Genomic DNA, 21,925 nt, shown 5'->3' with positions numbered 1-21,925 from the left:
ATTAATCACGCTCACTTTCAAACCTTAAACGGCTTAGTAATTGTTGTAATAGTCTCGCTCGTAACTGGCCTTGGACCGTTATATTTCCCACGCTTAACGTCTCATTCGAAAGTAAAGTGAGAATTAATTCACCTTCGTGAGCTGTTAAAATCTGTTCGCGATACAAGGTAGATATCACGGATGTTGCTGTTCTAAAGCTAACTACCTCTGGGAGTTGTTGTTTTATTTCTTCAATTAACTGTGGTTCACTACGCAACGCCATTTTGACGATACGAATATAACCACCACCACCACGTTTCGATTCAACCAAATAACCATTTTCCGTATTGAAACGGGTTTTAATGACATAATTAATTTGTGATGGAACAACACTAAAGCGTTGGGCAAGATCAACACGACGAATTTCAATTTCATTCGCCTGCTGTAGAATCTGTTTCAAGTACGCCTCAATAACATCAGACATATTTGAATCAGCCATAGCTAACACCCCCTTTGACCAATATTGACATAATTATAGAACGCATTGCAACACAATGCCACTAAAACCCCATATTTTTTATAATATTTGTGCCCACTATCCAAATTAATTTGCTGACACAAAAACCACCAAGATTTCTCTTGATGGTTTTCAATTGATGCACCTAGAAGGATTCGAACCTTCAACCTTCTGATTCGTAGTCAGACACTCTATCCAGTTGCGCTATAGGTGCATATTAATTTAATGCTTCCTTTTTAAGGAAGAAAGCGAACAACGGGATTCGGACCCGCGACCTCTACCATGGCAAGGTAGCGTTCTACCAGCTGAACTATATTCGCATGGGATGCCGACTACTGGATTCGAACCAGCGACCTCTTCATTACTAGTGAAGCGCTCTGCCAGCTGAGCTAAGTCGGCTTCTGTATCGATAAACGATATATGCGGATGACAGGAATCGAACCTGCACGCCCTAGGGGCACTGGAACCTAAATCCAGCGCGTCTGCCAGTTCCGCCACATCCGCAACAGACGTCTGTCGAACATAACATCCGACAACTTTTATAGTATATCTAATTATCAATCAAGTGTCAACACTTAATTTCAAATAACTAACAACTGCTGTATGTGGTAAAACAATTAGCAGTTCCTTACCACTCGATATATATTACTAGCTTTTTGATGTTTTTGCAATTACTTTTTTAGTATTTTTTTATTTTTATTTATTTACAGTCGTTTACAACGTCATTTTACCATTATAAATAGATAATAAAGGCAGTCAATTTTATAAAAATCGGCTGCCTCTAGTTTTAATTATTCAATTAATAGTTGTTACTTACTGTTTAAATCGTGTCTTCTGGCACAATCTTATCAGCACCGAAGTATGGACGCAAAACTTCTGGAATTGTAACCGTACCATCTTCGTTTTGGTAGTTTTCTAAAATAGCTGCAACTGTACGGCCAACAGCTAATCCAGATCCGTTCAAAGTATGAACAAATTGCAACTTGCCATTTTCGTCACGATATTGAATTCGTGCACGACGAGCTTGGAATGCTTCTGTATTTGAAACAGAAGAAATTTCACGATAGATATTTTGTTGTGGCATCCAAACTTCCACATCATATGTTTTAGCAGCAGAGAAGCCCATGTCCCCTGTTGACAACGTAATCACATGATAAGGTAGGCCCAATTTTTGCAACAAAGTTTCTGCGTTAAACGTCATATCTTCCAAAGCTTGGTATGAATCCTCAGGCTTTGTAAACTTAACCATTTCAACCTTATTAAATTGGTGCATACGAATCAAACCACGTGTATCGCGACCAGCTGAACCTGCTTCTTGACGGAATGCAGGTGATAATGCTGTCACACTGTATGGTAGCTTAGCATCATCAATCACTTCTTCACGGAAATAATTCGTCAAAGGCACTTCAGCCGTTGGAATCAATGTCATATCGTCATTAGTTCCAACACGGTAAGCATCATCCATAAACTTTGGATACTGACCCGTACCGTACATTGCTTCATTCTTTACAATGTATGGTGTGATCATTTCTTTGTAGCCTTCTTTTTGGTGCTCATCCAACATGAAGTTGTAAACTGCACGCTCTAAACGAGCTCCCTGACCAACATAGTATACAAAGCGGGCACCAGAAACTTTAGCACCACGTTCAAAATCTAAAATACCTAAATCTTCACCAATTTCATAATGAGCCTTTGGTGCAAAATTAAACGTTGGAATTTCACCCCATTGACGTTCTTCACGATTAGAATCTTCATCAGGACCAACAGGAATTGTATTATTTGGCAAATTTGGGAAGTGCAAAGCACGTTCCTTAATTTGTTCATCTAGCTTTACAACTTGTTCATCTAATTCTTTGATAGTTGCTGAAACCTTTTGCATTTCGGCAATTACTTCACTGGCATCTTCTTTTTGACGCTTCTTCAAACCAATTTGATCTGAAACCGTATTGCGACGTGCTTTTAATTCTTCAGTTTGTACTAATAATTCACGACGCTTAACATCATCAGCTAATAGCGCATCAACTTCTTTAGGGTCAACCCCACGAGTTGCCAAACGTTCTTTTACTTGTTCCGTCTCTTGACGAATTATTTTCATATCTAGCATAATAATTCTCCTAATTATTTTTCAAACCTAGCTCTTTAATTTTATCATCAATTATTGCTAACACTTGCTCAGCTGCCTCATCATCCGTTACAAAGTCAAAACGGTCACCATCAATACTCAACTTTGGTGAACGGTCATATGATTCAAACCAGGCCACATAACGTTCATTCAAGCTTTTGTAGTAATTGTATAGTGATGGATCATTCTCAATTTGTTCATATTTACGACCACGCTTTTTAATACGTTCTAACATCGTATCAAAGCTAACATGGATGTAAATTAGTAAATCAGGTGTTTTAACAATGGCATCATCTGAAAAATCAACTTGTTCCATAATATTGTTTAACAAGTCACCATAAATTTGCACTTCAGTTTGAGTTGCTCTATCTAAATCAGCATTTAATTTAAATAACAACAAGTCTTCAAAGATAGATCGATCAATGACGTTTAATTGACTACCTTGTGCGTCCTTGATGTTATCCAATCGCTTATTTAAAAAATAATTTTGTAACAAGAAACCATAACGCTTTGGATCCTCGTAAAACAATGGCAAAATCGGATTATCATCAACGGATTCGTATAATGCTTCACTTCCTAAATGTTCTGCAAGCATTGTTGTTAAGCTGGTCTTTCCGGCACCAATAGTTCCTGATAATACGATCATCCTGTTGTCCTACTTTCTTTAATCAATACTATGTCTATTCTATCAAACTTTATGCTCTCTAACACATCAAGTTTTATGAACTGACTTGAACTATGTAAAATGTGCAATCAAAAAATACGCCCGTGCAAAAGAATAACTTCCACACAGACGTATTTAATTTATGAACGTTTCAATTAATTACTTGCTACCAGTAACTGCATGAATACGGTTAACTGCACGCATTAAGGCAGCTTGTGCACGAACAACATCATCCGTGTCGCTTGCAGCGATATGCTTTTCAGCACGTTCCTTAGCTTCTTGTGCACGTTTAACATCAATGTCTTGAGCCCGTTCGGCACTATCAGAAACAACAGTTAATGTATTTTCTGAGAATTCAGCAAATCCACCACTAATCGTAATAATTTCTTCAAAGCTTGACTCTTCATCGACAACTTTCACTTCGCTAACTTGCATTGCTGCAATAATGGGTGCGTGATTAGCCATGATTCCTTCACTACCATTAGTTGTATCTAAAACAACTAATGAAGCAGTTTCGTAATCAAAGATAATTCCATTTGGCGTTACCACCTTAACATGTAGGGTGTGTTCACTCATAGCACTCCCCCCTTTGCTTACTTATCCATCTCGGCAGCCTTTTTAGCAACCTGTTCGATGACTCCAACATTACGGAAAGCATCTTCAGGATACTGATCATAATTACCAGCCAAAATTTCTTTAAAGCTGCGAATAGTGTCCTCAAGTGGTACATACTCACCAGGCAAGCCCGTAAATGTTTCAGCAACAGAGAATGGCTGTGACAAGAAGAATTGAATACGACGAGCACGGTTAACAACCGTCTTCTCATCGTCTGACAATTCATCCATTCCCAAAATAGAAATAATATCTTGTAGTTCACGATAACGTTGCAATGTTTGTTGCACTTCAGTAGCAACATCATAATGCTCTTGACCAACAATTTCTGGTGCTAAAGCTGTTGATGTTGATGCCAAAGGATCCACCGCTGGATAGATACCTTGTTGCGTCAAAGAACGCTCCAAGTTAGTTGTAGCATCCAAGTGGGCGAATGTCGTTGCTGGGGCAGGGTCAGTATAATCATCGGCAGGCACGTAAACGGCTTGAATTGATGTAACTGATCCCTTCTTAGTTGAAGTAATTCGTTCTTGTAATTGTCCCATTTCAGTAGCCAAAGTTGGTTGATATCCAACGGCTGAAGGAATACGACCTAGCAAGGCTGAAACTTCAGAACCGGCTTGCGTGAAACGGAAAATGTTATCGATGAACAATAGCACATCTTGTCCATTCACATCACGGAAATGCTCAGCAATTGTCAAACCAGTCAAAGCAACACGCATACGTGCACCAGGTGGCTCGTTCATTTGACCATAAACCATGGCTGTTTGTTTCAAAACGCCTGATTCTTTCATTTCATAGTACATGTCATTACCTTCACGGGTACGCTCACCCACACCAGTAAAGACGGAAATACCATTGTGACCTTGTGCGATGTTGTGAATCAATTCTTGAATCAACACCGTCTTACCAACACCGGCACCACCGAATAGTCCGATCTTACCACCACGAACATATGGTGCTAATAGATCAATAACCTTGATACCAGTTTCTAAAATTTCTGTTGATGTTGATAGTTCATCATATGATGGCGCATCACGGTGAATTGGATCACGTGGTACATCATCTGAAAGAACTTCACCACCGTCAACCGGTTCTCCTAACACGTTAAACACACGGCCTAACGTCTTTTCACCAACAGGGACACTGATTGAAGCTTCAGTGTCAGTTGCCGTCATTCCACGTTGCAATCCATCTGTTGAGTCCATGGCAATCGTTCGCACGACACCATCACCCAAAGACAAAGAAACTTCAACTGTTAATGTCTTTTGGTCACCTTTATCAATAACCAAAGCATTGTTAATGTCCGGAATCTTTGTTCCTGATGGAAAGGCAACGTCGACAACGGGACCAATGACTTGAACAACTTGTCCGGTATTCATTGTCGTTTCCTTTCTTCATTCATATCAACTTGATGCAGGATGCTTTTAATTCAAAGCGGCCATACCACCAGTAATTTCTGTAATTTCTGTCGTAATTGCACTCTGACGTGCCCGGTTGTATTTCAAACCAAGTGAGTCGATGATTTCCTTAGCATTATCAGTAGCGGATGACATCGCATTAGCTGATGCCGCATGTTCTGCGGTTTTTGCATCCAAAATGGTACCGTATACTAAACTTTCTGCATATTGTGGTAAAACAATACTCAAAATTTGTTCAGCTGATGGTTCCATCTCATAATCGGCCGTAAATTTTGTTTCATCTTTTGACTCTACCAAGTCATCAGTTGAAACTGGCAACATCTTTTCAAGATGAACTTCATTACTAATACGACTAACATAATGCTGATAAGCCACGTTTAATTCATCGAATACTTCATTGTCGTACATGGTTGTTGCCATTTGGACAATCTCACGAACCTCGTCAAAGGTTGGCACATCTGACACGCCACGGTATTCATACGCAACATCAAAACCACGTTTCTTAAAGAAATCAGCACCATTACCACCAACAGCCAAAATAACAACTTGATCAGTTGTTAATTGACGTCTCGTAATTTCTGCCATAACTTCTTTTAGTAGTGTTGAATTATAACCACCAACAAGACCACGATCAGAAGAAATAACTAAGAATCCAACCTTTGTCACACGGCGTTGTTCTAACAATGTACCCTTCACATTATTAATGTGTGCTGTTGCTAAATGTGCGACCACATCATGCAAAGCATCTGAATACACTGTATAAGAACCACCGTGTCGTTGAATTTGGCTCAACTTTGCGGTTGAAACCATCTGCATAGCACTTGTAATCTGACGTGTCTTTGATGTTGAGGCAATACGGCGTTGAATATCTTGTAAAGAAGCTGCCATCTATTACCCCTCCTATTCTGCTGAACTAGTAAAGGTTGCTTTAAACGACTTAATTGCTTCATCTAATTTATCACCATCTGGCAAGTTCTTAGTTTCAGCGATTGTCGTTAACAAATCATTATTTGATGCACGAACAGCAGCAATTAATTCTGACTCAAAACGCAAAATATCATCTACCGCTACATCATCCATAAAGCCGTGTGTCAAAGCATAAAGTGAAAGCACTTGTTCTTCAACTGGCAATGGTTGATGTAATGGTTGCTTTAGCAATTCAACAGTACGACGACCACGAGCTAACTTGGTCTGAGTTGCTTCGTCCAAATCTGAACCGAATTGTGCGAATGACTCTAGCTCTTTATATGAAGCCAAATCCAAACGCAACGTTCCAGCAACCTTCTTCATTGCCTTAATTTGGGCATCCCCACCAACACGAGAAACAGATGTTCCAGCATCAATGGCAGGACGAACACCGGCATAGAATTGATCAGCATCCAAGAAAATTTGACCGTCAGTGATTGAAATAACGTTAGTTGGGATATATGCTGACACATCCCCAGCTTGCGTTTCAATAATTGGCAAGGCCGTCATTGAGCCACCACCCAGTTCGTCTGACAACTTAGCAGCACGTTCTAGTAAACGTGAGTGCAAGTAGAAGACATCACCAGGATAGGCTTCACGTCCAGGTGGACGACGAAGAATCAATGACAGCTCACGGTATGCCGTTGCTTGCTTTGACAAATCATCATACACAATCAACACATGCTTACCGTTATACATGAATTCCTCACCCATAGCTGCACCGGCATATGGTGCCAAGTACAACAATGGTGCTGGTTCTGAAGGACCAGCTGTAACAACAATTGTATAATCCATAGCACCCATGCGACGTAGTGTTTCAACTTGTGTACGAACAGTTGAAGCTTTTTGTCCAATGGCAACATAGACAACAATCATATCTTGATCTTTTTGATTTAAAATCGTATCGATAGCAACTGATGTTTTACCGGTCTTACGGTCACCAATGATTAACTCACGTTGACCACGTCCAATCGGTACCAACGCATCAACCGCCTTCAAACCAGTTTGTAGTGGTTCAAAAACAGATTTACGTTCCATAACACCGGGTGCTTTTACTTCAACAGGGCGTGTTTTATCTGTTTCAATTGGGCCCATTCCATCAACGGGTTGTCCCAAAGCATTTACAACACGACCAATCAGTTGCTCACCAACGGGCACTTCCATGATACGACTTGTACGCTTAACGATATCACCTTCGCGAATACCGTCATATGCTCCCAAAATAATGATACCAACATCATTTGATTCCAGGTTTTGTGCCATACCATAAACGCCGTTTTCAAATTCAACCAGCTCACCAGCAAGTGCATTTTCCAGTCCAGTTACACGAGCAACACCGTCACCAACGTAGGTAACTGTACCCGTTTCTTGAACTGTCAAATCATCTTGATAATTTGCTAATTGCTTTTTGATGAGTGAACTGATTTCTTCAGCTTTGATGCTCATTTCAGCAGTTCCTCTTTCTTTATAGTGCGTTTTTTTACACACAACTTTATTGCTACTAAATTTTGATTACTAGCGGATAATACTCTGACGAATAGCAGCTAATTTCGTTGCTAATGATCCATCCAAAATTTGGTTATTAGCTTTAATAATAACCCCACCAAGTAAGTCTTCATCAACGACTTGCGTTAGTCGCACTTCGTTAGCTTCATAACGCTTCACAAGTTGCTCAGTTAAACGTGCAACTTGTTCATCACTTAATGGCACGACCGTTGTTATCTCAGCATCGACAATACCAGCAGCCTTATTAACTAAGGTTTGATACTCGTCAATAATTGCTGGTAAGTTTTGCATACGTCGATAATCATATGCCATATTTATCAGATTTGTTACGACTTGACTCGTACCATCTGAAAGCATATGCAATAATTGTGTTTTCGACGTTTCATCAATTCGCAAAGATAACAACGCTTTTATGATGTCTGGATTTTGAACTAATACTTCACGAATTGTTGATAACTCAGCCAAAGTCGCTGCATCAGTTCCTTGATCATGGGTTAATTCGAACAAAGCAACGGCATATCGTTTAGCAATCGTTGCTTGATCCAATGCCATTATTTCTTACCTAACCCTTCGATATAAGCGTCAATCAACGCTTTTTGATCATCTAACTTTAGTTCTTTTTGGATAATCTTTTGTGCAATGGTTACTGAAAGCTCAGCAACATCACTCTTAATATCTGCCATGGCTTCAGAACGTTCCTGGGCAATTTGAGCACCAGCTTGGTCCTTTGCTGCCTGGGCATCTTTTTGAGCGTCTTCAACAATTTTATCACGTTGTTGATTTGCTGCTTCTTTAGCATCGGCTACGATACCATTAGCTTCAGAGCGTGCAGATTGCAACTGTTCTGCACGTTGCGCAGCCATCTTTTCAGCTTCTTCGCGTGCATCTTGAGCAGTATCTAAATCATGTGCAACTTTTTCTGCACGTTTTTCCATCATTTTGACTACTGGTCCCCAAGCATACTTCTTTAATAGAAGCATCAACACTAGGAATGCCACTAGCACAAACAACATGTTACCCAAAGCCAACCCTTCGCTAGCACCCGCTAGAACAATTTGATTAAACATAATTAGTTGGCCTCCGCGTTTTGACTATCGTGCTAACAACATGAAGGCGATCGCAATCGCAATAATTGGTACGGCCTCGACCAAACCAACACCGATAAACATGTTTGTACGTAGCTTACCTTCTAGTTCAGGTTGACGTGCTGTACCAGCGATCATACTTGAAATAACAATACCGTTACCAATACCAGCACCGATTGCGGCACCAGCTGCGGCAACACCAACACCAATGGTTGCAACATCCATCTTTAAAATCCTCCAATTAATTTAAACAGTTACTGTAGTTACTCTGTCTTTTCTGAAACATAGACAGTCGTCAAAGTGACGAAGACAAACGCTTGAATGGCTCCAATAAACAATGAAAAGGCTTGCCAAATGATTGTTAACACAAAAGCTGGTACAAAGGAAACCACACCTGCAGATTGTGCCAATTGCCATAACAACGACAATACCATTTCACCAGCAAAAATATTACCGAATAAACGTAATCCTAACGTTAGGAAACTCGTGAATTGTTCGATAAGATTCAAAGGGAGCAAAACGCTAAATGGTGACAGATAAACTGACTTGAAATAGTTCTTAAAACCTTGTTTTTCCACACCTAAGAAGTGAGCAATACTAATAGCGATTAATGCTAAGGTCATTGTCACTAACGGATTAGCTGTGGGTGAATTCAAAAATGTATCGCCATTAACAGCTACTGTAAAAGCAACACCTAATTGATTTCCAACGAAGATAAACAAAAACAATGAAAATATGAAAAATTTCAATCCATTTCCCGTCTTATTTGGTAGTGATCCATCAACAATGTTGTTTGTAAAATCAATTACCCATTCCAGCATATTCTGCTTGCTTTTTCCCGCTGGCTTCAAAACCAGTTTACGAGAAGTCCACAATGCTAGAAGAAAGACAACTGCTACAACAACAAGTGTCGAAATAACCACATTCCAATCAAACGTTAACCCCGCAATACTAAAGGTCGCGGTTTTCTCCAATGAAATTCACCTCATTCCTTTCTTGAATTTTAATCAAGCGGTACCCATATCAAAAGCAGAACCGTTTAACTTTTCTCCACTATATTACCCCTTTTTGACGGTAATTCAATCATTTAAGACTTCCCTAATTTGTACCAATTTTGCAACTATTTTCATTAAAGGTTGATATATCACAATTCCAAGTATTCCAAATAAGAATAACACGACTATACATATACAAAAAAGGAACTCATGTGAACGACATAACTTACAAATAAAACCCGTGATGTCCTTAATCCATCACGGGTTTTATTACTTGTTAATTATTTTTCTGACATCGCCTTATCTGGTAATATCAAATTCAAGACGATTCCTAAGACAGTTGCAATTGCAACACCTGAGAATTGCACAATATTATTACCATGTCCTAGTTGAAGATATGCGTTACCAATTCCAATAACCAACACTGATGATGAAATCATCAAGTTACGCTTTAAATTGAAATCAATTTTATTTTCAACGATAATTCGTAAACCAGACGCTGCAATAACACCAAACAATAGGAATGATACACCACCAGTTACAGCTCCTGGAATAGTTTGAATCAAAGCTGATAACTTACCAACGAATGAGAACAAAATTGCGAAAACAGCCGCACCAATCAAAACATAAACTGAATGAACTTTAGTGATAGCCATAACGCCGATATTTTCACCATATGACGTTACAGAAGGTCCACCAACTAATCCAGCGAACAATGATGCAACACCATCCCCAGCCAATGTACGATGCAAACCAGGATCCTTGATATAATCACGGCCTGTCAAATCATCCAATACCATCAAATGACCTAGGTGTTCGGTAATTGTTACCAATGCAATAGGTGCCATAACCAGCACAGCATCCCAATGAACAATTGGTTTGTAATCAATGAAAGGAAAATCAAAGTCTGGTAGTGCAAACCATGCTGCCTGTGTAACAGGTTGTAAATCAACTAAGCCAAACATTATGGCAATAACATAACCAACAACAATTCCAAGCAAAATTGGAATTAAACCTAAGAAACCACGCATATACATGTTAAAGAAAATCGTCACACCTAACGTTATCATTGCGACTAAGAATACACGCAAATCATATTTTCCATTCAATAACGTCGCAGATTCAGCAGCTGAACCTGATAATGACAATCCAATTACCATAATGATAGGACCCACAACAATTGGTGGTAGCAACTTTTCAATCCATTCCGTTCCAATCAGCCCAACAATTACTGCAACAATTAAGTAAACGATTCCTACAGAAATGACACCAGTCGCAACGCCCGGATATCCCGTCGTTTTCATCAAAGCTACCATTGGGATAACAAAAGCAAAACTTGATCCCATGTACGCTGGAATCTTCCGTTGGGTAATTAAAATATGTAGTAATGTTCCGACCCCAGAACTAAACAACGCGATACCAGGGTTCAAACCAACTAACAACGGTACTAATACAGTTGACCCAAACATTGAAAACATGTGTTGTAACGACAACCCTACCCACTGCAAGAATTTTGGCTTTTCATCTACATCTAAAACGACATCGCGTTTTGTTTCCATCATATTATTCCTTTCATCCGACACATTATTTACACTAAAAAAGCTGAGGCATATAAGACACCTCAGCTTGGTTCATTTTTCTAATATGATAGTTGTCATGACAGCAAAATAAAGCCAATCAAAACAAGTTAATCTTATTAGCCTCACAGGACCAAGTTAAAGGTATTTACAATGTTTTATTATATATTAGTTAACAGAGTTAGTAAACAGTATCAAATACAGTTAAACGTTTTAACTATAATTAACTAACAAAAAAACGCTTGTAACTTTAATAAATCCATCAGAGTCACAAGCGTTCTTATTTATAAAATTAGTGAGTACCAAACAAACGGTCACCAGCATCCCCAAGACCAGGAATAATGTAACCATGTTCGTTAAGCCCTTCATCCAAGCCTGCTGTGTAAATATCAACATCAGGATGTGTCTTTTGCACTGTCTCAACACCAACTGGTGCTGAAACCAATGTAATTAGCTTAATCTTAGTTGCGCCACGCTTCTTCAATGCATCAATTGCCATCACAGCTGAACCACCAGTTGCCAACATTGGATCAACAACCAATACCTCACGTTGATCAATATCTTCTGGCAACTTAACGAAGTATTCAACTGGTTCTAATGATTCTTCATCACGATACATACCAATGTGACCAATACGGGCAGCAGGAATCAACTTCATGATACCATCAACCATTCCCAAACCAGCACGCAAAATAGGTACGATTGCTAGTTTCTTACCAGCAAGCGTCTTTTGCGTCGTTGTCGCAACTGGTGTTTGGACTTCAATATCCTCAACAGGCAAATCACGGGTTACTTCGTAGGCCATCAATGAAGCAATTTCATCGACAATTTCACGAAATTCTTTTGTTCCAACATTCTTATCACGAATAATCGTTAATTTGTGTTGAATTAGTGGATGATCAAAAACCGTTAGCTTACTCATTTAAAAGCTCCATTTCATTTTTCTTTATTATATAACTTTTTATCTTAATTTGCGTGTTCAATCGCTGATAGCGGGAAACGACTTGTTAAATCCACCACTGCCTGCTTTACTTCAGCAAGATTGGCTTCATCATCTGGATTAGCTAGAACTTGTAAAATGAACTCTGCAACCTGGGTTGCTTCAGCCTCTTTAAAGCCACGCGTTGTAATTGCAGGCGTTCCAATTCGAATACCTGAAGTCACAAATGGGCTTCGTGGATCATTAGGAATTGCTTCTTTATTTGTCGTAATGTAAACCTGATCTAACACATTTTGTGCTTTCTTACCTGAAATACCCGTTTCTGTTAAATCTAAATTAAACAAATGGTTATCAGTACCACCCGAAACAACACGTACCAAATCTGATTCATTAAATACTTTCGCCATTGCTTTAGCATTAGCAACAACTTGTTGACCATAAGTCTTAAAGCTAGGTTGCATTGCCTCATAAAAGGCAGCTGCCTTACCAGCAATCACATGTTCTAGCGGACCACCCTGTGTACCAGGGAAAATAGCAGAATTAAGTGCTTTACCCAACTCCGCTTTTGCCAAAATTAAACCGCCACGTGGACCACGCAACGTTTTGTGCGTTGTTGAAGTCACAACATCAGCAATGCCAACTGGTGATGGATGTACACCAGCGGCAACTAGACCAGCGATGTGAGCCATGTCGACCATCAAGTAAGCACCAACTGAATCAGCAATCTCACGGAAACGATCAAAATCAATAAACCGTGAATATGCTGAGGCACCAGTTACAATTAACTTTGGCTTATATTCATCAGCTAAAGTAGCTACTTGATCATAATCAATCAACTCATCATCGTTCAATCCATATGCATGGAAGTGGTAATTTTTACCTGAAAAGTTAACTGGCGAACCATGTGTTAAATGACCACCAGCATCTAAATCAAGCCCTAAAACATGATCACCTGGTTCAAGTAAAGCAGCATAAACCGCCGCATTTGCTTGTGAACCAGAATGTGGTTGCACATTTGCGTATTCTGCACCAAACAATTCTTTTACACGATCAATCGCTAATTGCTCAACTTGGTCAATATACTCAGTTCCGCCATAGTAACGCTTGTTAGGATAACCTTCTGCGTACTTATTAGTTAAAATACTACCTTGCGCAGCACGTACACCAGCAGATGCAATATTTTCTGAAGCAATCAATTCAACATTATGTTCTTGTCGATCAGCTTCACGATCAATTGCGGCCCACAATTGTGGATCGAATTCACGGTAATTTGTCATAGGCTTGACCTCCTTATCAGTCAAAACAGATTAATCATTTAGTAGTTCACTAATCCAATGTCCGCCAGCAGCTTTCCCCAAGCGGTTATTATAAGCACCATTAACGTCTAGTTTTGGTAATGCTGCTACCAAAACAGTTTGAACATCTTTTTTATCATCAAAATAACGTAGTCCAGCAAACAACTTAGCAGCAGCAGTTTCATTATTATCACCTAGTGACCAAACGAAATCCATTCCTGCCAATTGGTGTTGAACAATCAAATCATTCGTCAACATAACACCAACTGGTTCCAACTGTGCCTGCATCCAAATGATTGCTTGCGTCCAATCTTCTGGCGCTACCATATAAACATCTTTATCTGGTGCATAATGACGATATTTCATACCAGGGGCCTTTGGTGTTTCATCATCAGCAACATGATGAACTTCAGAATCTACAGTTGTACCTAATACGGCTTCAATCTGTGCTGGCGTAATTTTACCAGGTCGCAAAACAGCTGGCATATCAGTAGATAAATCAAGCACTGTTGATTCAACACCAATCTTTGTAGGCCCATCATCTAAAATTCCCGCAATCTTGCCATGCAAGTCATGATAAACGTGCTTAGCTAAAGTTGGAGATGGCTTTCCTGAAGTATTGGCAGATGGTCCAACCATCGGTGTATGACTTTCACGAATTAATTGGCGTGTTGCATCATTGTCAGGTAGACGTACAGCCACCGTATCCAAGCCACCCGTTACAATAGATGACAAAGTTCCTGGTTTAACTGGCAAAATCATAGTCAATGGTCCTGGCCAGTAAGCTGACATCAATTTTTGCGCTTGTTCGTTAACAATCGCAAACTCATCAACCTGTTCTGGATCAGCTACGTGAACAATCAATGGGTTGTCAGAAGGACGTCCCTTTGCCGCGTATACTTTTCCAACTGCTTCTTCATTAAAAGCATCTGCGCCTAATCCATAAACCGTCTCCGTTGGAAAGGCTACTAATGAACCACGTTTAATGGCACGCGCAGCGGCGTCCATTTCATCGACTGTCCATATTTTTGTTTCTGTCATTTTTACATCTCCCGCAATACTTTAATCATTCGGTCATGACCACTTAAATCTTGGTGCAAAGTAACCTGTACATGTGGCAAAGCCGAAAAAAGATCAACCAAGGACTTTCCTTGTTGATAACCTATTTCAAAATATGCTGCACCACCAGGATTTAGGTAATTAAGTAGGCCGGTTGCTATCTTTTTATACAATGCTAATCCATCATCATCTGCATATAGCGCGATGTCCGGTTCGAATGCAACCACTGATTCATCCATCACTAACTGCTCATCACGACTAATATAAGGTGGATTAGCCACAATAATATCAAACGTCCCTGTTACATCTGTAAACAGGTCACTTGTCACTAATTGAACATCTGGTGCGTACAATTGTGCATTTTCTTTTGCAACAACTAATGCATCCGCTGAAATATCTGATCCTAAAACATGCCATGCGGGCCGTTCAGCCTTTAACGTCACCGCTATTGCTCCTGAACCTGTTCCAATATCTAAAACATTCTTAGCTTCTTTACCAGCGTAGTCTTTTAAAATCCATTCCACTAATTCTTCAGTTTCTTGACGCGGAATCAAAACACGACGATCAACATTAAATTCACGCCCGTAAAATGCCGCATGACCAAGCGCATATTGAACTGGTTGACCACCTTTAATTGCGCGTACTGCGACCATAAAGCGCAAACGTTTTTCATCCTCTAACACTGTATTACGATTATTTGCTAGTTGTGCATAATTCCAATCCATCATACCCGTTAACAAGTAATCAATTTGTGCCATACGTTCCGTCTCATCGTGAAGATAAGGTTCAAGTTGCCAATCACCCCATTCACGAACTGCTTGAATCGTCCATTGTTCATCAAACATATTTCTATCCTTGCTTTAATGACTCTAGCTTTGCTGTTTGATCAGCAATCAATAGGGCATCGATCACATCTGATAATTCACCATTCATAATACGATCCAACTTATTTAGTGACAAACCAATTCGGTGATCAGTCACACGGTTTTGTGGATAGTTATATGTTCGAATACGTTCTGAACGATCACCAGTTCCAACAGCTGTTTTACGCTTTTCGGCGTATTCAGCCTCATTCTGTGAAGCATAATAATCGTAGACACGTGTCTTTAGAATTTCCATCGCCTTGGCACGATTTTGTTGTTGTGAACGTTGGTCTTGCATTGCAACGACAATTCCCGTTGGCAAATGTGTCATACGTACAGCAGATGATGTCTTGTTAATGTGTTGTCCACCAGCACCAGATGAACGATAAACATCGACACGCAAATCTTTGTCTTCAATTTCAATGTCAACATCTTCATATTCTGGCATTACACCAACCGTAGCCGTTGATGTGTGAACACGTCCAGCTGATTCTGTTTCTGGCACACGTTGCACACGGTGCGCACCATTTTCAAACTTTAACTTTGAATAGACATTATCACCCGTAATCATCAGAACAATTTCTTTATAACCACCAATTTCTGTCTTGTTCTCATCAATGATTTCAACTTGCCAATTTTGCTTTTCAGCATAACGAACATACATATCATAAAGATCAGCAGCAAACAAAGCACCTTCATCACCACCAGCAGCTCCATGAATTTCCATGATAATATTCTTATCATCATTAGGGTCCTTAGGTAGAAGCAAAATCTTTAGTTCATCTTCAACAGTATCTTTTTCAGCACGTAATTCTTTTAATTCTTCTTTGGCTAACTCTTCTAATTCTGAATCATTAGCTTCTTCACGCAAAATTTCTTCATTTTCAGCGATACCATCAGTAATTTCTTTATAGTGCTTATACTTTTCAACGGTATCACGTAGACTACCTTCTTCTTTAGATAACGCCAAAAAGCGTTTCGTATCAGCAATCACGTCGGGATCAGAAATCATTTCACTAACTTCTTCATAACGATCCACAACAGATTGTAATTGATCAAAAATTTCATCCATAATGTGTCATTCCTTTAACTTAATTTATACCTTATTTATTGATGTTCTTCGCGCTAAAGCCGCTAAATCTGGGTGATTATAATGCTTGCGGCATACAGGCATATAAGCTTCATCGCCACCAATTTGAACTTGTTCACCTTCATATACAGGTTGACCATTTGAAAAACGTAGGTTCATAACCGCCTTGCGACCGCAAAATGAACAAAGCGTCTTCATTTCTTCAATCTTATCTGCATAAATGAGTAAGGCTTCTGAACCAGGGAACAATTGGTTAAACGCATCGTTTTTTAGACCAAACGTTAGCACCGGTATTTCTAATTCATCAACAACACGCGTTAACTGTAATACCTGCTCCTTAGTCATGAATTGCGCTTCATCAATCAGCACAGCTGCAATGCTAGCTTGTTTTGAGATTAATTCAAACAAATCGTCAGCAGCATGAATAGCTCTGGCAGAGCGTTGCATCCCAATTCTAGAAGCAATTTCACCAACCCCTGAGCGATTATCTAACGCACTCGTTAGCAATAATACGCGCCGTTGCTGAACTTCATAATTATGAGCAACTTTTAAAATTTCAATACTCTTACCGCTGGCCATTGCGCCGTAGCGAAAAAATAATTGCGCCATTCTTCTCCTGCCTTTCTCCTGTAAAACTCCAGTTTACACTCTATTTTAGTATAACAAAATTGTGAATAAAAAAAAGTGTGAGAAAAGTTGTTCTGAACTTAATTATAAATTAGAACCAAAGTTTAACACACAGTAAAGGCCGCCAATCTATCACTATAACAATGCTAGACTGACAGCCTCTTTTTTCATTTATTTATAACTTATTTAACCTAGAAAAATTCTGGCGTGATAGTTGCAATTTTTTGTTGCCAATCTACTTGTGGATACTTACGTTCCAATATAAGTTGCAACATATGCAACGCCAAATTACCGTTACGCGTTAAAATTGGTCCATGGAAATACGTTCCATATGCATTTTTATAAACCAATCCTTCACCACCATCTTCGCCGTTGTTACCTTTTCCTTTAATAACTTTACCTAAGGGACGTTCATCATCCCCTAGGAAAGTCCGGCCTTGATGATTTTCAAATCCATGATACTCTAGTCCGTTCACTTCATCTTTAATCGTTACATTACCAATAAATCGTCCATCTGGTTGATTAAGCGTGTAATGACTAAGTGCACCAATACCATTCACCTTGGTACCATCTGCCAAAATAAAATATTGACCAATTAATTGAAAACCACCACACACACCTAAGAATGGTCCATAGTCTTCAATGTAGGCTTGTAGCGCTGTCGCTTTCTTTGGTAAATCATCAGCAACAATCATTTGTTCGTAATCTTGCCCACCGCCAAACAATACAAAGTCATAGCTTTTGGCATCAAAATCATCCCCTAATGACACAATATGTTGCTTAACATCGATGCCAATCTGTTGTGCATAGTAACGCAGAGCAACAATATTACCAAAATCACCATAGGTATTCATTAAATCGCCATATAAATGAGCCGCATTAATTTCATATTCAGCCATTGATTTAATCTCCCATTCCTGTCTTAATATAACCTTGTTGTTTTAGTTCAGCTCGTAATTGTAGCATCGCCGTGTAAGTCGCCAAAATATAAACCCGCTTCGTTGGCATACTTTCAATCGCAGGCACAATTTGTTGCAAATCTTGGTAAACAGGATGGTCACCAAAGCCAGCCATCTTCAAACGAACATACAAATCTTTGTAACGTTCGCCACCAGTTGCTACTGCCTGAATGCCGGTATCATGCAAAGATTCAAAGTCAGCATCCCAAATCCAGCTAGTATCAATACCATCTGCGTAATTAGCATTCAACAATGCCAACATTGAAAATGGTTGATCATCCGTCTTCATCATATCAATAACTTGGTTTGCACCGACTGGGTTTTTAATCAACACAATCGTGACTTCCTTATCCTTGACCTTAACAGCTTCTTGACGACCAAAAATTTGCGCATTTGAAGAAAAAGCATGTTGAATTTGTTCAGCAGAAACACCCATGAAACGTCCTACTGCATATGCAGCTAAGGCGTTATAAATGTTATACATGCCACCAATTTCAATTTGGTAAGTAATCCCATCAATATCAAAGTTTGATGAAACTGGTGTTAATTTATTCAAACTTGTCACAGCATAATCTAAAGCCGGACGCTTGAAATCATCCGTTGTTGAAAAATAATATCCTTGATTCCCAAACGTCATAAAGTGATAACGTAAGATTGAATTATCTGTTGGCGATAAAACACCATCGGTATTATGAGGCGCACGCATGCTGCCTGTTGCTGGTAAATGGTTAAAACCAAAGTAAACCTTTGGATTTGGTAATTCACCACGCATAAAAATAGGTGAATCAGCGTTTGCAATCACTGTCGCTTCAGGGAACAAACGAATTCCTTTTAAAATCTTTTCATACGTTGTATAAATTTCACCATAACGATCTAACTGATCGCGAAAAATATTTGTTAAAACAAACGCCTTTGGTTTCAATTGACGAGCTACTTCCTCAACATTTGCTTCATCAACTTCAAGCAAAGCGATTGGTCGTTGACTTTTATCCTTAAGTTTAGCCGTCAACATAGTTCCCGTAATTCCTTGCATCATATTCGATCCAGAAGGATTAGTAATTACGTCAGCGTACTTTTCACGTAACACTCGTGTAGTCAACGTGGTCGTTAATGTTTTTCCATTAGTACCTGTAATTAAAATAACGTCATATTTTTCAGCATAACTTTGCATTACATTCGGGTCAATTTTAGTCGCTAATTTACCAGGTAGCGACGTACCACCGCGATGTAAAATATTATGCAATAGCGTATGTGTACTTTTACCAACAAAAGTTGCTAATCCACTTTTAAGGCTCATGCCATCCTCCCAATCGTGTCAGTTAGTCACGCTTATTTTCATATATTAGAATTAATTGCTTAATATAAGCATCTAACAAATTTTACCATTTTCAATAAATAAAAACACCACCGCTAATCATTTACCGTTGGTGTACTTACTCATTTTAAATTTACAATGATTGTGGACCAGGTGTCGTTGTCAACAACGTGGCTTCACCATCTAATTGCCATGTTTGTACATCATTTGGCAAAATAAAACTAGCCGCCTTATTTAGATGATACGTAACCCCATCAACAATCAAATCTAATTCACCATCAACAACTGTTGCTAAAGTATATGGTGCTACCGCCTCAAGGGTTGCGTTACCCGCAATTTCCCACTTTACCACGTTAAAGTATGGTGCAGACACTAAATTAGTCATTGTTAAATCACCGACATTTGAAACAATTTGAACGGGCTTTTCCGGCACAAATGGTACAGAAGTCACATTTTTTGCATCCGCCAAATGTAAATCACGTTTTTGACCAGTTTTTGCATCAACTCGATCAAAATCATATACACGGTAAGTAACGTCTGAAGATTGTTGTGTTTCTAAAGTTAAAACACCTTCACCTAGTGCATGTAAAGTCCCTGATGGCACGTAAAAGAAGTCGCCAGCTTTAACGGGTACTTTTTGTAGCAGGTGATCCCAATCGCCTTCATCAACAGCCTGGTCAAAAGCCGCCTTGTCTGTTGCTGTATGTCCGTAATAAATCGTAGCCCCAGGCTTAGCAGCCAAAATATACCATGACTCAGTCTTACCCAACTCACCAGCATGCGCTTTCGCATACTGATCATCTGGATGCACCTGCACAGATAAATCTTGATGCGCATCCAAAATTTTCACTAATAATGGGAACGGACGTTCAACATCCTTATTGGCAAATAATTGTGGTTCATCATGCCATAGTTGTGCAACTGATTTACCAGCATATTTACCGTTTATAACGGATACGACTCCATTAGGATGACCAGAAATAACCCAAGCTTCACCTGTCGTTTCTGATGGAATATCTAATCCATAAACATCACGAAGTGCCGTCCCTCCCCAAATTTTCTCGTGTAACGTTGGCTTTAAAATTAATGGTTCCGTCATAATATTCCCCCAATGATATACTAAGCGTTCAATGATACATAAATACTTGAAATCCAACCCTGTTGTGCAACGTGATACCAAGTTACTTGTGCTGAATCAATAACCATTTCAGTTACCTCAACCGCTGTACCATGTGCAACACGTCCAATTTCGCGACCATATGGTTGTGCATAAACCGCAACCTCAGCCCCCGAAATATAATCAATAACGCCCGTTGCATTATAAGCAACTGGCTGCCAATTATTAGGACGTTGCCAATCAGCGGCTGGGCGTTCATTATGACCATCATTATCTGCCAACTTCATCGTTTTCATATCATACTTAACCCATCTTGAATCGGCTAGTTGATACCAAAACTCACCTGTTCGCGAGGCCATACGTTGTGCGGCTTTAACAACCGTCCCCGGCCATAATTTTTGTCCAGTAACTGTTTGATCATCAATAGAAACTACCGGCTGTACTTCAGAAAAAATATGTAAATATTTATCAGTTAATGCTTCTGTTTCAGCAACTTCGGCATGGCGATAATAAAATGTAATTGTGTGCATATCTTCTTCAGTAAAGACACCCGCAGTGACACCAGCTGCTGATACAAAACGGTATCCTTCTATTTCTTGTGGTTCGATATTAAATGTTTCACCCACATGTCCTTCAATTAATCTTGTACGGACAATCGTACTTTTTGTATCAATATCTTTGGCATAAACCCAGACTGGCATTCCCATTAATTGAAAGTTAGCCATTTGCGTTGCCCCCTCATCGTTTTTTATTACCTCTATCATACCAATTAAATTATAATTTTTCTTGCTTTATTCCGACTTTTCCTTGTGTTTCTTGTGATATCAGTTCATTTAATCAATAATATTAAATTATTTTCATTTTGCTTGTTGACTTTTAATTTTATAGATTGTATATTAATGTCACGTGTTAATTAACTAGTGCATCTAAATCAACTAGTAATGTAGGCTTAATTTCATTAAAAGTATGGTAAATAGTTAATCTAGCTTTATACATAAAAGTAATATTAATGTCTATTATGTCATTTCTTTTTAAATAAAATAAAAATTAAAAAATATTCATTTTTATTGTTGCTTTTTAATAAAATGCGTTGTATAGTTAATTTATTGATTCAAATAATTATTGCTCTGTAGTTCAGTGGTAGAATAACTCACTGTTAATGAGGAGGTCGCTGGTTCGAACCCAGCCAGAGCAGTTACATAGTCAAAAACATCAA

Annotated in this window: 22 protein-coding genes and 5 tRNA genes; 1 reads left to right on the top strand and 26 read right to left on the bottom strand. The window is 39.1% G+C overall.

Annotated features, from left to right (window positions below):
• Position 1: 1 nt before the first annotated feature.
• From GA0061074_RS06165 to GA0061074_RS06040, 26 genes are all read right to left on the bottom strand, one after another.
• Positions 2-478, bottom strand: a complete 477-nt coding sequence (locus GA0061074_RS06165; RefSeq protein ID WP_092462894.1) for a CtsR family transcriptional regulator — start codon at positions 476-478, stop codon at positions 2-4.
• Positions 479-636: 158 nt separating this feature from the next.
• Positions 637-710: transfer RNA gene (locus GA0061074_RS06160), tRNA-Arg, on the bottom strand.
• A gap of 33 nt (positions 711-743) precedes the next feature.
• A tRNA-Gly gene (locus GA0061074_RS06155) sits at positions 744-816 on the bottom strand.
• A 6-nt stretch (positions 817-822) separates the two neighbouring features.
• Positions 823-895 (bottom strand) — tRNA-Thr (locus GA0061074_RS06150).
• A 22-nt stretch (positions 896-917) separates the two neighbouring features.
• A tRNA-Leu gene (locus GA0061074_RS06145) sits at positions 918-1,000 on the bottom strand.
• A gap of 316 nt (positions 1,001-1,316) precedes the next feature.
• Positions 1,317-2,600, bottom strand: a complete 1,284-nt coding sequence (gene serS / locus GA0061074_RS06140; RefSeq protein WP_092462892.1) for a serine--tRNA ligase — start codon at positions 2,598-2,600, stop codon at positions 1,317-1,319.
• A gap of 10 nt (positions 2,601-2,610) precedes the next feature.
• The gene (locus GA0061074_RS06135; RefSeq protein WP_092462889.1) at positions 2,611-3,264 is read right to left on the bottom strand and encodes a deoxynucleoside kinase; all 654 of its coding nucleotides are present in this window, start codon (positions 3,262-3,264) and stop codon (positions 2,611-2,613) included.
• A 177-nt stretch (positions 3,265-3,441) separates the two neighbouring features.
• Positions 3,442-3,858, bottom strand: a complete 417-nt coding sequence (locus GA0061074_RS06130) for a F0F1 ATP synthase subunit epsilon (protein ID WP_092462886.1) — start codon at positions 3,856-3,858, stop codon at positions 3,442-3,444.
• A gap of 17 nt (positions 3,859-3,875) precedes the next feature.
• Positions 3,876-5,276 (bottom strand): F0F1 ATP synthase subunit beta, encoded by a 1,401-nt coding sequence (gene atpD / locus GA0061074_RS06125; protein WP_092462883.1) that lies wholly within the window; start codon positions 5,274-5,276, stop codon positions 3,876-3,878.
• A gap of 45 nt (positions 5,277-5,321) precedes the next feature.
• On the bottom strand, positions 5,322-6,203 hold the full coding sequence (locus tag GA0061074_RS06120; RefSeq protein WP_092462880.1) for a F0F1 ATP synthase subunit gamma: 882 nt from the start codon (positions 6,201-6,203) through the stop codon (positions 5,322-5,324).
• 12 nt (positions 6,204-6,215) lie between these two features.
• Entirely contained in the window at positions 6,216-7,727 is a 1,512-nt protein-coding gene (gene atpA, locus GA0061074_RS06115) for a F0F1 ATP synthase subunit alpha (RefSeq protein ID WP_092462878.1), read from the bottom strand.
• A 69-nt stretch (positions 7,728-7,796) separates the two neighbouring features.
• The gene (atpH, locus tag GA0061074_RS06110) at positions 7,797-8,339 is read right to left on the bottom strand and encodes an ATP synthase F1 subunit delta (protein ID WP_092462876.1); all 543 of its coding nucleotides are present in this window, start codon (positions 8,337-8,339) and stop codon (positions 7,797-7,799) included.
• Entirely contained in the window at positions 8,339-8,854 is a 516-nt protein-coding gene (gene atpF / locus GA0061074_RS06105; protein ID WP_092462875.1) for a F0F1 ATP synthase subunit B, read from the bottom strand. The genes atpH and atpF overlap by 1 nt, the downstream gene beginning before the upstream one ends.
• A 24-nt stretch (positions 8,855-8,878) precedes the next feature.
• On the bottom strand, positions 8,879-9,097 hold the full coding sequence (gene atpE, locus GA0061074_RS06100) for a F0F1 ATP synthase subunit C (RefSeq protein ID WP_002828033.1): 219 nt from the start codon (positions 9,095-9,097) through the stop codon (positions 8,879-8,881).
• A 38-nt stretch (positions 9,098-9,135) separates the two neighbouring features.
• On the bottom strand, positions 9,136-9,846 hold the full coding sequence (atpB, locus tag GA0061074_RS06095) for a F0F1 ATP synthase subunit A (protein WP_092462874.1): 711 nt from the start codon (positions 9,844-9,846) through the stop codon (positions 9,136-9,138).
• Between the two features lie 302 nt (positions 9,847-10,148).
• On the bottom strand, positions 10,149-11,426 hold the full coding sequence (locus GA0061074_RS06090; protein ID WP_092462873.1) for a solute carrier family 23 protein: 1,278 nt from the start codon (positions 11,424-11,426) through the stop codon (positions 10,149-10,151).
• 310 nt (positions 11,427-11,736) lie between these two features.
• Positions 11,737-12,366, bottom strand: a complete 630-nt coding sequence (gene upp, locus GA0061074_RS06085; RefSeq protein WP_092462872.1) for a uracil phosphoribosyltransferase — start codon at positions 12,364-12,366, stop codon at positions 11,737-11,739.
• Positions 12,367-12,410: 44 nt separating this feature from the next.
• The gene (gene glyA, locus GA0061074_RS06080; protein ID WP_092462871.1) at positions 12,411-13,661 is read right to left on the bottom strand and encodes a serine hydroxymethyltransferase; all 1,251 of its coding nucleotides are present in this window, start codon (positions 13,659-13,661) and stop codon (positions 12,411-12,413) included.
• A 30-nt stretch (positions 13,662-13,691) separates the two neighbouring features.
• Positions 13,692-14,720, bottom strand: coding sequence for an L-threonylcarbamoyladenylate synthase (locus GA0061074_RS06075; protein WP_092462870.1), 1,029 nt, complete (start codon positions 14,718-14,720; stop codon positions 13,692-13,694).
• A 2-nt stretch (positions 14,721-14,722) separates the two neighbouring features.
• Positions 14,723-15,583 carry a peptide chain release factor N(5)-glutamine methyltransferase gene (gene prmC, locus GA0061074_RS06070; RefSeq protein ID WP_092462869.1) on the bottom strand — a complete coding sequence of 287 codons (861 nt, stop codon included), beginning with the start codon at positions 15,581-15,583 and terminating at the stop codon, positions 14,723-14,725.
• Positions 15,584-15,587: 4 nt separating this feature from the next.
• Positions 15,588-16,673, bottom strand: a complete 1,086-nt coding sequence (prfA, locus tag GA0061074_RS06065; protein WP_092462868.1) for a peptide chain release factor 1 — start codon at positions 16,671-16,673, stop codon at positions 15,588-15,590.
• Between the two features lie 24 nt (positions 16,674-16,697).
• Complete coding sequence (locus GA0061074_RS06060) at positions 16,698-17,300, bottom strand: thymidine kinase (RefSeq protein ID WP_092462866.1); 603 nt, start codon at positions 17,298-17,300, stop codon at positions 16,698-16,700.
• 209 nt (positions 17,301-17,509) lie between these two features.
• Positions 17,510-18,217, bottom strand: a complete 708-nt coding sequence (locus tag GA0061074_RS06055; RefSeq protein ID WP_092462864.1) for a type 1 glutamine amidotransferase — start codon at positions 18,215-18,217, stop codon at positions 17,510-17,512.
• 4 nt (positions 18,218-18,221) lie between these two features.
• Positions 18,222-19,574 carry a MurT ligase domain-containing protein gene (locus GA0061074_RS06050; protein WP_092462862.1) on the bottom strand — a complete coding sequence of 451 codons (1,353 nt, stop codon included), beginning with the start codon at positions 19,572-19,574 and terminating at the stop codon, positions 18,222-18,224.
• Between the two features lie 151 nt (positions 19,575-19,725).
• Positions 19,726-20,691: a mannose-6-phosphate isomerase, class I gene (gene manA, locus GA0061074_RS06045; RefSeq protein WP_092462860.1), complete on the bottom strand. Its 966-nt coding sequence runs from the start codon at positions 20,689-20,691 to the stop codon at positions 19,726-19,728.
• A gap of 20 nt (positions 20,692-20,711) precedes the next feature.
• Positions 20,712-21,434 (bottom strand): MucBP domain-containing protein, encoded by a 723-nt coding sequence (locus tag GA0061074_RS06040; protein ID WP_092462858.1) that lies wholly within the window; start codon positions 21,432-21,434, stop codon positions 20,712-20,714.
• 398 nt (positions 21,435-21,832) lie between these two features.
• Here GA0061074_RS06040 and GA0061074_RS06035 point away from each other — a divergent pair.
• Positions 21,833-21,904 (top strand) — tRNA-Asn (locus GA0061074_RS06035).
• Positions 21,905-21,925: the final 21 nt, after the last annotated feature.

Source organism: Weissella bombi (assembly GCF_900094835.1).
GTDB classification, from domain to species: domain Bacteria; phylum Bacillota; class Bacilli; order Lactobacillales; family Lactobacillaceae; genus Weissella; species Weissella bombi.
The sequence above is the reverse complement of the archived record's forward strand: the minus strand, read 5'-3'. Positions and strand labels throughout refer to the sequence as shown.